The organism is Pseudomonas neuropathica (genome assembly GCF_015461835.1).
GTDB classification, from domain to species: Bacteria; Pseudomonadota; Gammaproteobacteria; order Pseudomonadales; family Pseudomonadaceae; genus Aquipseudomonas; species Aquipseudomonas neuropathica.
The window spans coordinates 48,964-63,178 of the sequence record NZ_JACOPX010000004.1 but is presented as its reverse complement, the minus strand read 5'-3'; the positions used below and the strand labels follow the sequence as shown (position 1 = coordinate 63,178).

The 14,215-nt window shown below is 57.0% G+C and carries 10 protein-coding genes and 1 riboswitch; of the genes, 6 read left to right on the top strand and 4 right to left on the bottom strand.

The genetic code is table 11. The annotated features are described in order from the left end of the window. Positions 1-30: 30 nt before the first annotated feature. Positions 31-131: riboswitch (guanidine-I (ykkC/yxkD leader) on the bottom strand. Positions 132-413: 282 nt separating this feature from the next. From H8F23_RS06060 to H8F23_RS29030, 5 genes are all read left to right on the top strand, one after another. After that, on the top strand, positions 414-677 hold the full coding sequence (locus H8F23_RS06060; RefSeq protein WP_194933740.1) for a hypothetical protein: 264 nt from the start codon (positions 414-416) through the stop codon (positions 675-677). A 180-nt stretch (positions 678-857) separates the two neighbouring features. Then, positions 858-1,265: a hypothetical protein gene (locus tag H8F23_RS06055; RefSeq protein WP_194933739.1), complete on the top strand. Its 408-nt coding sequence runs from the start codon at positions 858-860 to the stop codon at positions 1,263-1,265. A gap of 194 nt (positions 1,266-1,459) precedes the next feature. Continuing rightward, positions 1,460-2,704, top strand: coding sequence for a glycosyltransferase family 4 protein (locus tag H8F23_RS06050; protein WP_194933738.1), 1,245 nt, complete (start codon positions 1,460-1,462; stop codon positions 2,702-2,704). A gap of 1 nt (position 2,705) precedes the next feature. After that, entirely contained in the window at positions 2,706-3,560 is an 855-nt protein-coding gene (locus H8F23_RS06045) for a hypothetical protein (protein ID WP_194933737.1), read from the top strand. A 2-nt stretch (positions 3,561-3,562) separates the two neighbouring features. Continuing rightward, complete coding sequence (locus tag H8F23_RS29030) at positions 3,563-9,106, top strand: calcium-binding protein (protein ID WP_194933736.1); 5,544 nt, start codon at positions 3,563-3,565, stop codon at positions 9,104-9,106. 68 nt (positions 9,107-9,174) lie between these two features. Here H8F23_RS29030 and H8F23_RS06035 read toward each other — a convergent pair whose 3' ends face one another. Then, entirely contained in the window at positions 9,175-10,287 is a 1,113-nt protein-coding gene (locus tag H8F23_RS06035; RefSeq protein ID WP_194933735.1) for an enoyl-CoA hydratase/isomerase family protein, read from the bottom strand. A 132-nt stretch (positions 10,288-10,419) separates the two neighbouring features. On the opposite strand from H8F23_RS06035, the gene ung reads away from it, so the two are divergent. Next, a complete protein-coding gene (ung, locus tag H8F23_RS06030; RefSeq protein ID WP_194933734.1) occupies positions 10,420-11,112 on the top strand; it encodes a uracil-DNA glycosylase in 693 nt (230 codons plus the stop codon). An 85-nt stretch (positions 11,113-11,197) separates the two neighbouring features. Here ung and H8F23_RS06025 read toward each other — a convergent pair whose 3' ends face one another. The 3 genes from H8F23_RS06025 to H8F23_RS06015 are packed head-to-tail and all read right to left on the bottom strand — an operon-like array spanning position 11,198 to position 14,199. Further along, a complete protein-coding gene (locus H8F23_RS06025) occupies positions 11,198-12,232 on the bottom strand; it encodes an AbrB family transcriptional regulator (RefSeq protein WP_077571521.1) in 1,035 nt (344 codons plus the stop codon). Next, a complete protein-coding gene (locus H8F23_RS06020; protein ID WP_134178113.1) occupies positions 12,225-13,739 on the bottom strand; it encodes a tripartite tricarboxylate transporter permease in 1,515 nt (504 codons plus the stop codon). Before H8F23_RS06020 ends, H8F23_RS06025 begins: the two co-directional genes overlap by 8 nt. 1 nt (position 13,740) lies before the next feature. After that, positions 13,741-14,199 carry a tripartite tricarboxylate transporter TctB family protein gene (locus H8F23_RS06015; protein WP_095119119.1) on the bottom strand — a complete coding sequence of 153 codons (459 nt, stop codon included), beginning with the start codon at positions 14,197-14,199 and terminating at the stop codon, positions 13,741-13,743. Positions 14,200-14,215 lie beyond the last annotated feature (16 nt).

Below are 14,215 nucleotides of genomic sequence, written 5' to 3'. Positions count from 1 at the left end.
AAGGCAACGCGGCACCGCGAACGGTGGCTTGTCTCCCGGGCTTTTGTCCCGCCGTGTAACCTCAACTGGAGGTCGCCAACTCTCGGACCAGCCACTCGCGATTGCGAGCCGGAACCCTAGTCAGCCATTGCAAATTGTGGTGCCGCGAACCTGTGATGACTCCTGCACGGATTTGCTAAAGCGAGACGCGTGCCAAGTTGCGTCAGGCGCTCTGGCACGGGGGGCGGATAGGCGCGGGAGGATTACAGGTCTGGTTCGGCGCTTTTTGTTGGTGCGCGGCTGCACCGTGATGCAGCGTGTTTGCCGCTGATCCGATGATTTTTAGGTGTCGGCACTCGGCATGGCTTTGCCAGTCAAAACAGGTGTCAGCCGGTCTGTGCCGACTGCTGTCGCGGGTCTTTCAGGAGGCCGCCATGCTTATTCAGAAAACGTTGCGAAGGGCGCTGCTGGGAGCGGTGCTCGGTTTGGGTCTGTCCGGTTGTTACTACTACGCCGGTCCCTACGATGCGTATCCGTCTACCTACTACTATCCCGGTTACTACTCGCCTTATTACTACGGTGGTTATTACGGCCCGCGCTACTACGGCGGCGCGCGTTATTACCACGGTGGCTACGGCTATCGAGGCGGTTACGGACGGGGTTATCACGGCGGCGGATATCACGGTGGTCACCATTGATCAGCGGCTGAATGACAGCGTTTTCCAAATGAACAGGATTTCATCAATCACTTGTTTCAACTTGTTGCAGGAACGCACCAGATGCCGAAAACGCTGTCTGATTTTTCGACAGTCACCGATTAAATGACTGTCGCCTGCCAGCGTCGCTGGTGTGGCCAACCCGCGGTCCAGGAGGCCGCCATGTATAGACGAATTCTTCTACTTGCTGCGATGATGTTTTCCGTTGCCGGTTGCGTCCCGTACTCCTACGCGGACTCGTATTACAGTTCAGAGGTCTACACATCACCCGCACCGGCCTACTACAACACGGGCGGCACGTATTACAACGGTGGCAGCACGTATTACGCGCAGCCTCGCTACTATCAACCAGCCCCGCGGTATTACCAGCAACCGCGCTATTACCAATCGGCGCCGCGTTACTACCAACCGGCTCCACGTTATTACGAAAGCCGCCGCTGGCACGACAATGATCGTGGGCGTTGGGATGGCCACCGTCGTGGCGGCTGGGATAACGATCACCGCGGTCGCGGCAACTACGACCGACACAGTGGACGCGGCGACCACAACGGACGTGGCAACCGCTGGTAGATCCACGCAAATGAAAGCGGCGCAATTAGCGCCGCTTTTTTGTGCCCGTCGAAAAGTCGTCCCATAGCCATCTCCTAGGGCATTCCCAGACGCTTCCTACAGTTTCATTTCCTTGCATTTGTTAGCGTCTGTTCGTGCCGATCGAGGTGAGCAAAACTCAGTTCAACAGCGGCGAATAAAAGGACGATGCCGCTATGAAGCTTCTTGTGATTCACCAAAACTTTCCGGGCCAGTTCCGTCATGTGGTGCTGGCGGCGATTGACAGGCGTTATGAGGTTTTAGCGATAGGTCGGGATACGGCGCCGGGTATCGCAGGGGTGAAAATATATCGATACCGCGCTGCCAGCCGAGCACCGGGCGGTATTCACCCCTACCTGACCCGTTACGAACAAGCGGTGACTGATGGACAGAAGGTTTTTGAAATTCTGAGCCCGCTGAAACATTCGGGTTATCGGCCGGACGTAATTCTCGCTCATCCCGGATGGGGGGAAACGCTCTTCGTCAAGGATGTCTATCCTGACGCGCCGCTTATTCACTATTGCGAATATTACTATCGGGCGCAGGGCGCAGATTCCGGGTTCGATCCTGAATTCCCGCGAGCAACAAGAGAGTCATCAAGGCTGCGAGTGCTCAATTCGCTGCATCTTTTGAATCTTGAGCAATGTGACATTGCCATTGCGCCCACGCGGTGGCAGCGCAGTCTGTTTCCTGCAGCTTATCAGTCGGCCATTCGGGTTATTCACGAGGGCGTCATTCAAAGTTCTTGCTTGGCGAAAGCGGGGGCCGTCAGGTTGCCCAATGGCGTCGAACTGAGAACCGGGCAGCCGATCGTTACTTATGTCGCGAGGAATCTTGAGCCTTATCGCGGGTTTCACAGTTTTATGCGAGCGATCCCGCATATTCAGGCTGAGTGCCCCGATGCGCAGATAATCATAGTGGGCGGTGATGACGTCAGTTATGGGTGTAAGCCGATTGGCTATGCAAATTGGCGCAGCAGGATGGAGGCAGAGGTATGTTTCGATGACTCCAGGGTGCATTTCACAGGGAAGCTTCCTTACCAGACTTACCGGGCAGTTCTGGAATGTTCGAAAGTCCATGTTTATTTGACGTATCCGTTTGTTTTGTCGTGGTCGTTACTGGAGGCGATGGCGTCTGAGTGTGTGGTAGTAGCGTCGGATACGGCTCCGGTAAGGGAGGTGATCGTTGATGGTCACAATGGGTTGCTGGTGGACTTCTTCGATCATCACGCTATTGCCAAACGTATTGCCAGGGTTCTTGAATCCGCTGGTGAGTACGACCGCCTTCGCAGCGCTGCGAAGTTGACGGCGAGCAGATTTAATGTGGAGTACGGCACGAAACAATACTTTGAGGTGTTTGAGAACGCGACATCCGGGTATCTCAAGAAACAGCCTGCTCCTCAGTTTGGCAGGGAGGTTTGAAATGCTCCGGATGTCGTATAAGCAATTGATTAAATGGTTTAAGAAGTTGTTGAAATACGGCTTGTTTATTTATGCCTGTTATTGCGTGGTGGATTTTTATATCCGTGAAGAAGAAGTCGCCGCGGCGATGGTAATCTATTACGCGGATCAGGAGGCCTGCCAAAAGAAGCTGGCGAGCATGAAGCAGGTGCCCATACTGGGCGGCAGCTATGTGGATAAGACTCTGGTCCCGGAGTTTTATGTGGGCATGCCTGAATTGTCGAATAAGAAAGCGTGCCTGGCCAATACACTCAAGGGGCATTTCTGGTGGACCGGGACGGATATACGGTCGTACCACGATCAGAGTGTAAAGCCGACTCCTGAAAATTGGCGTCTTTATAAAGTGAACGCCGGGCTTTATACAAAAAAAGAGACTACCGAGCCCCATGAGCGGGGCTATCGACACGTCAACTGGCCGGATGAGTTGATTGTAAAGCTAAAAAATTATCCGGGACTGGAGCTTTGGCTTAATGCACCTCCGCCGCATTTCAAGAATGAGGCTTCCGTTCGCAAGTTTGTCATTGCGGACTGGCCGCGGCGTGATGGCACCCCTCGATTGATAAGCTGTAACGGCTTGATTCGCCCGGCTGCTGAGGAAGAACTGACTGACGAGAAATTGGCAAAGCTCAGCAGGGCCGAATTGGAAAACCTGGATTTTGGAAGTTTGAATTTTTTTTGCACCGTGGAGTTACACAGCTTTGACTTTTCCGGCGGGCACGGTCGGGTAAGTCTCGGTCTATCGTCATTACGCGAATCGCCTGAAATGCTTAAGTTTCTCAGTAGCTATCTTTCACGCTCTGTTATTACAAGGAAGTAACGATGAGTTATGTTTTTAATGATCTGGAAAAATCAGAAATTTTAAATGCAGCAAATATTTGCAAGGGGCTGATGTTCGACTCTGAAGATGTCGAATATCTTGCGCTGAAATTAACAGGGGCTAGCTGCGCTCCCCTGTATCAAAAGCTATTCGATATTATTGGCCTTAGAGTTTCTGAGGTTACCGTTGTCGATAATGAAGCGGGGAAAATTCTGAAAAGCGCCAGGCTCTGGCTTGCCGTGGCCATTGATGCCAACGGGGGAAACGGTGCCTACTCCGCCCTGATTCGCGGCTACACCTCGCGCCAAGGCGAATTGAGACTGAATAAAATCTTCAGTGAAGACCTGATGCAGCTGTCATCGAATCAGGTCGCCGCCAATTTCATCAATACCTTGATCGACGGATCCCTCGCTGGTCGACTGGCACCCTGGACGGTTCCATCCATCAGCCAGATTGCAGAGATTGATGCCAGTGCGATCGGCAAGGCACTGTTTAGTGAGGCTTGCGGAGAGAAGGATACAGCCGTGAGCCATAACGCCGGCTGGTCCGGGACAGTCGGATTCAGCCTGTTGGGTGGAGCGCCGCCCTATGAAACCTGGAGATTGATCTCCGCTGGTGATTCGCAAGGGGAAGATGGCGGCCCGCCGACTCAAGCAAAAGCCAACAGGCTCGATGACTATAAAAATATTCTGTTCGCCATCGATTCATACAGTGTCGGCCTGCGAGCGGCGATCAGCAATTTCGGCGTCAACCCATTGCAAAGTCTGCTTTCCGTCGTGCCAGAGCAAATCAATATCGCGCTCGCCAGTGGCAGCCTCAATCCGCTGATTCAGCATGTCGTTCAAGGCACGCCGGTTTCCGTTGTGGTCGACCTGATACTGCGCTATGGCCAGAACGAATTCCTGGACATGTTCAAGCGCACCTACGACGGCGATTCAGCAGCGCCACCTACCACCGATGAAACCTTCGCCACCAACGCCTACGCATTCTTCTCGGCATTTTCACCAGAGCAGTCCCAAAGCATCGTCACCCGATCAATAGGCGAATACGGAAACGCGAACTCATGGGCAAAACTGGCGGGTGAGTCGACACCCATCGGCCTGGCACTGCGCAACTCGCTTAAGCAACTCAGTGAAATCGTCATAGAACGCGATGACGGTTACTCCGGACGCGGACTGGAGCTCTACGATCCGCTGACCGGCGAAGGTTTCATCACCGCGCAATGGCTCGCCGATCGTGCGCAAATGTTGGCCCGGTTGATTGCCCGAACCCAGGGCTCGTTTGGAGAACAATCGCTGCAGAAGTTTTCCTACTCCGATCTCGCCTCAGCCAAACAGGTGCCGATGACCACCGGTGTGTTGAACCCGCTGGTCATGTTCGGTGATGACGGCGCGCGGTCTTTCGCGGGCGGTGCGAACACGGATCATCTGTTTGGCGGCGCGGGCAATGACACGATCAACGGGCTGGCAGGTCAGGATGTCATCGAGGGTGGAGGCGGCAATGACTTGCTTTTCGGAGGCGACGGCAATGATGCGCTGTACGGAATGGCCGGTGATGATGTTCTGGTCGGAGGAAAGGGTAACGACTCTTTGATCGGTGGCGAAGGCAGCGACCGCTATGAGTTTTCCAGCGGTGATGGCATCGATGAGATCTTCGACGCCAACGCCAATGGGCAGCTATGGATCAACGGCGCGCCGATTCCTTCACTCAAACGCCGCGCCCCTTTGAGCGATGTCTGGTCGACCGAGGATCAGGCCATTACCCTGACTCTCATCGAAGAACTCAGCGAACCCACGCTCAACATCAAATATGGCCTGAACGATCTCGTCGTTATCAAGAACTTCCGCCCCGGGATGCTGGGTATCCGACTTCCTGAACACCAAGACCCTACGGTCTCTGCTCCCGACCTGGTTCTCCAGGGCGACTGGAAAGCGAAAGATATCGACCCCAATGTTCCCGGGGATCAGTTCTCATACGATGAGCTGGGCAACGCCTTGCTATTGGCCAACGTAAAACAGAGAAACAAGGCCGATGTGCTGTACGGCTCTGCCAAGGACGACGTCATTCTCGGACTTGGCGGTTCTGATCGATTATTCGGCAAGGCCGGAAACGATCAGCTGTTTGGGGATAAACAGACAACGCTCGAGAAGGCCATGGCCGCTGGCGACGTTAAAGGGAAAACAGCTCGAGGTGATTGGCTTGATGGAGGGGCAGGCCACGATTTGCTCATCGGTACGGCATCCCAGGACGTGCTTCTGGGCGGTAACGATCGGGATACGCTGATTGGAGGTGCGGGAGATGACGTTTTATCAGGGGATGAAACGACCGGCGCGCTGGAGCAGAAATGGGGATTCAAACGCGTCGACGTACTTATAGACGGTGGTGTCACCAGCCACCGAACTGTCTTTTCAAAGGCCTCCTTTAACAGTTCGACGCAGGGCGATAACGATGTTCTCTACGGTCAGGGCGGTCGCGATGTTCTCAATGGCGGATGGGGTGAGGATCTGCTTGATGGCGGAACTGAAGATGATCTTCTTGGAGGGGATGGGGGGGATGACACGCTGGCGGGAGGAAGCGGTAACGACACACTATTGGGAGACAACCTCGACTGGGGAGGTGGACTGCAAAGCAAACACCATGGCAACGATGTATTGGACGGTGGCAGTGGCGATGATTGGCTCGCTGGTAACGGTGGAGCCGATGCGATTTATGGTGGCTCTGGCAATGACACTCTCCACGGGGATGACGATGTACTGAACGGCGTTGCCGGTGACGCCGCCCACTTTTTTGGAAATGACCTGCTGGACGGTGGTGCGGGAGACGACACACTTTTGGGGGGCGGGGCGGATGATCTGCTGTTCGGAGGTGAAGGTAACGACGCGCTGGCCGGGGATTATGCTGAGCATCCGGTTCGTTATCACGGTAATGATTTACTTGATGGTGGAGCGGGCGATGACACACTTCAGGGAATGGGTGGCTCCGATACTTTGATCGGTGGGGCAGGAGCTGACGCGCTGGATGGCGATGTCTCCAACCTGCAGTCAGGTGGAATCAACAATGATTACCTTCAAGGCGATGAAGGAAACGATACCCTTTTAGGCGGCTTGGGCGCCGACACGCTTTATGGCGGCGCTGATGATGACATTTTATCCGGCGACTACGAGCAGACAGCCGAGGTTGAACACGGCGCAGATTATCTGGACGGTGGTTCAGGCAACGATACCTTGCTCGGCGGTGGTGGGAATGACACGTTATTGGGCGGGGAGGGCGTAGACCACCTTCGTGGCGATTCCGGGAATAACGTTTTTGATGGCGGGGCCGGTAACGACGTGATGGAGGGCCATGACGGCGCTGATGTTTACTATTTCGGGGTGGGTGATGGGCTTGACGTTATCACCGATTCAGGTGGCAGCAATGTCATCAAGTTCGGCGCCGGGTTTTCTGCGGAAAGTCTGAAGGCCGACATCATTGATGTTTCTGTAGGCCGGGTATTGCGGCTGTTCAATGGTGAAGGGGACGCCATCCTTATCAGGAATCATGAAGAGTGGAAGAATTCAACGTTCAGCTTCAGCGATGGCGTTGTACTTGGTTATGAGGATGTCCTGCGCAAAACATTGCCGCCGATAAAGGTGCCCGAGTCACCTGTACCGGAAGTTGTAACCGCCTCAGGAATCCAGCAAAGCAAAGTTGAAGATCCGGTTCAGCCAGACGATGTAACCACCGCGGCGCAACGTCCTGTGGCATCTGATCACCCCGTTGACTGGACTGAAAAATTCCTCGCGCAAATCAAATCCAGGCGCTACGCCCGCAAACATGCCACAGGTTTCACCTTGAGTGATCAAGGCGTCTGGGTTCGCAGTCATATCACGACTAGCGACACCGGTTACATCACTCACACCGAGCTGAGCGATGACAGCGTCGAAGCGGGAACACTGTCTGAAACGCCGCCATGGATGAAGGTTGATGCGGGGCATGCCGTGGTCAGTGAAAGGCAGTCGAAAACCACAACCCGTGTCGAACATAAACAGGTGAAAGCCGGTGGGGCGATAGCCTCTTCAAGTCAGGCGCCTCGCTATTATCGATCCGGCTCGGCCACCGGCTTTTCATTCAATACGGGAGATGTATTGGTTGAAAACCGTAAGGAATCCGGCGCGCTTGAGGGCTGGTACATCTATCCGGCAGCAAGCTTCGGTTCGGGGGAAACGGTGCCCAAGGCATTTCGCTGGGATGTCACAACTGAAACGATCAAACGCAAAATCGTCTCTGGCGACGATGTCGGCGGGCGAGTCAACGTTGAAGTGGAAAACGTTTTCCACGGCGGCGCGGGAGACGATCTGATTGTCGCTTATGCAGGCTCCGCACTTGACTACGGCACTGTCGGCGACAGAACACCGGGCGCGTTTTTATCCGCAGGTGCAGGTGACGATACCTTGCTGGGCTCCGAGGGCGCCGACTATCTGGTCAGCGGGGCAGGGGATGATTGGCTTTATGGTGAAGACGGTGCCGACACCTACATCGTGCAAGCGCACGCCGGAGCAACTACCACGATTGCGGATGTGCCGAACCCTGTTTTCCACCGAGCAGAAGTTGGCGCAGCGGGGTGGAAAGACGAGTACGGGTTGATCGATCAGGACACGGTCGTCCTTCCAGCAGACGCGCAGCGCGATGCACTGCAATTGAGCTGGGGTGCTGCGCTGATAGAAACCACACATGTCGAGCTGGAACCCAACCCAGGTCGCGGGGCACACCGCAATCCGCCAAGAGCGAAAATGCTCCATCCGACACTCGATATCAATTGGGGTGGGATACAGAAAGTTCGTATCGTCTTGCCCCTCAACGGTGACCTTGAGGGGGCCGGGATTGAGCTCTTGAATTTCGCCGATGGGTCGGTCGTGAGTTTGAAACAACTCTTGGAGTCAAGTCAGCTGGGCCCTGCGCCCGAGACTTTTCATACGGGTGTAACCGTTAACAATTCAACGCGTTTTACGTCTCTGCGAGACGGACGGGCGCTGCCGTTAGTCGGTGGTCAAGGCAACGACACGATAAGCGGCGCGGGGGAAATCCGAGGCATGGAAGGGGATGACGTGCTCACGGGCAGCCCCGGTGATGATCTGCTGTTGGGTGGGCCGGGCAATGACACGCTAACCGGCGGCGCCGGAAATGATATCTACCGATACGATGGCCTCGGCAGGGATGTGATCATCAATCGGGGAGACGGCCTTGACGGGATCGACTTTTCCGAACGCAGGCTGACGATCGACAACTTGAAGTTTCACCGTGAGCGCGATGATCTGGTGATCGTGGTGGATTACGGCATGGCACCGAAAATCCGGGTTTCCAATCATTTTGCCGCAGGCGAAAGCGCTATCGGCTTCATAAGAGTCAGCGAAGGAACAGCGACTCAAGACTACAGCGCGATGCAGATTGCTGAACGTCTGCATCCTCTTCCGCCATTGAGGGATGTCGAAGACATTTTGATAAAGGGCGACGAAGAAGCGCAGCGGGCGATGACGGAGATCATTCAGTTTTACGAGCTGAATGTCTGAGTCGTATGGCGACCGATTGAGCCAGCTCGCGATGGGAATCCAGTCGTCATCGCGAGCATCGCGTCAGTTCAATACTGCGTCAGATCCGCCAACGGATGCCGCCCCTCCCAGACCTTGTGAAAGTGCGCCTCGACCACCGCATCCGGCACGTTGCTGACGTCCGGCCAATGCCAGTGCGGCTTCTGATCCTTGTCGATCAAGCGCGCGCGAACCCCTTCGCTGAACTCCGGATGCCGGCAGCAATTGAGGCTCAGGGTGTATTCCATCTGAAAGACTTCCGCCAACGACAGGTGTCGGGCGCGGATGATCTGTTCCCAGACCAGATGCGCGGTCAGGGGTGAGCCTTCGCTCATGGTTTTCGCCGCGCGGGCGATCAACGGGTCGCTGCTGTCGCGTTGCAGGCTGATGGCTTTCCACGCACAGGTGACATCACTGACATCCAGCCATTCATCAATTTGCTGCCGCCGTGGCAACCATTGTGCCTCGGGCATCTGCGCCACGGCTTCCTGCTGCAGAGCCTTGAGCAGACTGTTGAGTTGCATGTCGGTCTGTTCCTGCCAATTCAGTTGCAGCAGGCCTTCGATCAGTTGCGGCTGTTGTTCGTCAAGCAGGAAGCGATCAGCCAGATCCAGATCGATCGCATCACGACTGTTCATGTGCGTACCGGTCAGGCCCAGAAACAAACCGAGTTTGCCCGGCAGCCGTGCGAGAAACCAACTGGCGCCGACATCCGGATACAGACCAATGGTGATTTCCGGCATCGCCAAGCGGCTGCTCGGTGTGACGATCCGCGTACTGGCGCCTTGCAGCAAACCCATACCGCCGCCGAGCACGTAACCATGGCCCCAGCAGATCAGCGGTTTTGGATAGGTGTGCAGGCTGTAGTCCAGACGGTATTCCGCGCTGAAAAACTGCGCAGCCAACGGCGGGACTTCGCCGGGATGGGCGCGACAGGCCTCGACCAGGCTGCGCACCTCGCCGCCGGCGCAGAAGGCCTTGGCGCCGTTACCGCGCAGCAGCACACAGACGATTTGTGGATCCTTGGCCCATGCGTTCAACTTGTCGCTGAGGGCGTTGATCATCGGCAGGGACAGCGCATTCAGCGATTTTTCAGCATCCAGGCTGGCGATACCGATGCGGGCGCCGTCGGTGCCGGTGAGTTCTTCGAAGTGCAGATTCATCGTGACCTCGATCGGGAATTTGAACGATCAGTATGATCGTTGTGTGGGAAAGTGCCGGATCTGCATCAGATCAATTGACAAGCGTGGTCGGCTTTCCTAGGGTTCGCCCCATTGTTTTTGCCGGGTATGACCATGACTGCTGACGACCGTATCAAACTCGAACCGAGCTGGAAGGAGGCACTGCGTGCTGAGTTCGACCAGCCTTACATGGCAGAGTTGCGCCAGTTTCTGCAGCAGGAGCGGGCGGCCGGCAAGGAAATCTATCCGCCGGGACCGATGATTTTCAGCGCGTTGAACTCGACGCCGCTGGATAAAGTGAAGGTGGTGATCCTCGGTCAGGACCCGTATCACGGCCCGGGCCAGGCCCACGGCTTGTGCTTTTCGGTGCAACCGGGCGTGCCGGCGCCGCCGTCGCTGGTCAACATCTATAAAGAATTGAAGCGCGACCTGAACATCGATATTCCCAATCACGGTTACCTGCAGAGCTGGGCCGATCAGGGCGTGCTGATGATCAACACCACCATGACCGTCGAGCGCGCCAATGCCAATGCGCACAAGGACAAGGGCTGGCAGTTCTTCACTGATCGGATCATTGAGCTGGTCAGCGAGCGCCAGCCGCATCTGGTGTTCATGCTTTGGGGCGCCCATGCGCAGAGCAAGCAGAAGCTGATCGATGCGACCAAGCATCTGGTGCTGACGTCGGTGCATCCGTCACCATTGTCGGCATATCGCGGGTTTTTGGGTTGTGGACACTTCAGCCGGACCAACAAGTTTCTCGAGCAGAATGGCGAGACGCCGATCGAGTGGCGTTTGCCGTCGATCTAAAAAGCATCGCGAGCAGGCTCACTCCTACAGTTGAAATGCGCTCCCCTGTAGGAGTGAGCCTGCTCGCGATGGGGGCAACTCGGTCTTACTCCGGATTACGATTCCAGTACTTGAACAACGGCTCCGCCAGAAACAGCACAAACAACAACCGCATCACCTGCATCGCCGTCACCAACGGCACCGACAATTGCAGCGTCTCTGCCGTCAGACTCATCTCGGCAATCCCGCCGGGCATCATGCCCAGTGTCAGTGAACGCAGATCCAGATGGGTCAAAGCGCTCAACCCTAACGCCGCCAACGTCGCGATCAACATGGTCAACGCCGTGCCGATCAATGTCCGCCCCATAAACGAAGGCGCGCGGCGGAAGAACTGCCGATTGAAGTGACAACCCAGACCGCTGCCAATCAGCCACTGGCCAATCTGACTGCCGCCATTGGGCAAACCAATGTGCAAATCCCAGCCAATGCTCACCGCCGCACTCACCAGCAACGGCCCGAACAGCCACGGATTGGGTTGGCGCAAACGCTGCCAGAGCCACGCAAGCAAACCGCCCGCCGGAAACAGAATCGCCAGCCAGCGCCAATCGACGCTGCCTGCGTGAGAAATCGGGTTGCCATCACCGAGCAGGTACTTGAACGCTGCCGGCACACACAGCACCACCACCAGCACCCGCAAACTCTGCCCTGCCGCAACATGACTGAGCATCGCGCCGTTGCGGGCGCCGAGGTTGACCATCTCCCCGGAACCGCCGGGCATGCTGGAGAAAAACGCCGTGGCGCGGTCCTCGCCGGTGCGGCGCATCAGCCACACGCCGACCACTGCCGACAAACTGGTGACCAGCGCACCGAAGAAGATCAAACCGAAATGACTGAGCACCTGCTCCATCACCACCGGGGTGAAGTGCAGGCCAATCCCGATGCCGACGATCCACTGACCGCACTTGCGGCCGCCAGGGATTTCCGTGAGTTGCCACGGGGTCAGGCAGCGCACGAGGATGATCGCCAGCAACGAGCCGACCATCCACGGCAGTGGCCAGCCGATCTGGCTGGCGAGGTAACCGCCAAGCAGACCGACCAGCGGGGTTCCCCACCAGGATTTCAATGAAGCACGATCAAACATCGGCAATGGCGCGGCGCGCGACCGAGCGTTTGCGCCAGATGCGCAGCAGCGGCATCAGCAGCATGATCGCGGTCAGCACCCAGACACCGAAGGTGATCGGGCTCGACCAGAGGATCTCCAGCGCACCGTTGGAAATCGACAGTGCCCGACGCAGGTTCTGCTCCATCAGACCACCGAGGATGAAGCCCAGCAGTACCGGCGACAACGGGAAGTCGAGCTTGCGCAGGATGTAGCCGAAGATGCCGATGCCGACCATCAGGAACAGGTCGAACGTGGTGGCGTGCACCGCGTAGACGCCGATCCCGGTGATGATCGCGATCACCGGCACCAGTGCCCAGTTCGGCACCGCGAGGATGCGGGTGAAGATGCGGATCATCGGGATGTTGAGGATCACCAGCATGATGTTGGCGATGAACAACGAGGCAATCAGGCCCCAGACAATGTCCGGTTGCTGCTGGAACAGCAGCGGGCCCGGGGTGATGTTGTACAGCGACAGGGCGCCGATCATCACTGCCGTGGTGCCCGAACCTGGCACGCCCAGCGTCAGCATCGGTACCAGTGCGCCGCAGGCCGAAGCACCGATAGCGGTTTCCGGTGCGGCGAGGCCACGGGCATCACCTTCACCGAATTTGCCGCTGGCACCGGCGATGCGTTTTTCGGTCATGTAGGCCACGGCGCTGGCCAGCGTCGCGCCGGCACCCGGCAACACGCCCATGATGAACCCGAGCAGGCCGCAACGGATGTTCACCACGAACACCGACGAGGCTTCCTTGAAGTTGAACATCATGCGGCCGGTGGCTTTCACTGCTTCCTGACCGCGATGGGTTTTCTCCAGCAGCAACAGAATCTCGCTGACCGAGAACAGACCCAGTACCAGCACGACGAATTGAATGCCGTCAGTCAGGTGGATGTTGTCGCCGGTAAAGCGGTATACGCCGCTGTTGGCGTCAATGCCGACGCTCGACAGGAACAGACCGATCAATGCCGCGATGAAGGTCTTCAATGGTCGATCACCGGCCATACCGCCGAGACAGACAATCGCAAACACCATCAACACGAAGTATTCCGCCGGGCCAAAGGCAATCGCCCATTTCGCCAGCAGCGGCGCGAACAGGACCATGCCGCAGGTGGCGATGAATGCACCGATAAACGAACTCCACGCCGACAGCGACAGCGCCACACCGGCCAGACCTTTGCGGGCCATCGGGTAACCATCGAGGGTGGTCATCACGGTCGATGCTTCGCCGGGAATGTTCAGCAGAATCGAGCTGATCCGCCCGCCGTATTCACAGCCCAGATACACCGCTGCCAACAGAATCAACGCCGACTCCGGCGGCAGGCCGAGGGCGAAAGCAATCGGAATCAGCAGTGCCACGCCATTGATCGGGCCCAGGCCCGGGAGCAAGCCAACGACGGTGCCGATCAGCGTGCCGGTCAGCGCCGTGACCAAATTGTAAGGGCTCAGCGCGACGCCAAAGCCTTGACCCAAATAACCGAGGGTATCCATATCAGTTCTCCAGCACGTCGAGCAGGCCAAGGGGCAGCGGAACGTCCATCACACGGTCGAACAGCAGGTACAGACCGATGGCCATCAGCGTGGTCACCACGATGCTCGGCATCCAGCGCCCGCCATACAGGCGCGCCATCGGAATGCCGATGAGGATGCTGCTGAGGATGAAACCCAGCGGTTCGAAGAGGCCGGCGAACACCAGCAGCAGTGCGACGCAGATAGCAATCTTGGTCAGGGTTTCGCGATCCAGTGGCGGCTCGTCATCGCTGTGTTTGATCGGCGCCGGGCGAAACACCATGTACAGCAGCGCCGCGCCCATCAGGCCGAGCATCAGCAGAGGGAAGGCGCGCGGCCCCACCGGTTCGTAGGAAAAAGCCGCTTGGTACGGCCACGCCATCAGTGCCAGGCCGGCACAGACCAGCAACAGCACTGAGGCGAAAATGCGTTGAATAAGCATGGGAACTCCTGTGCCG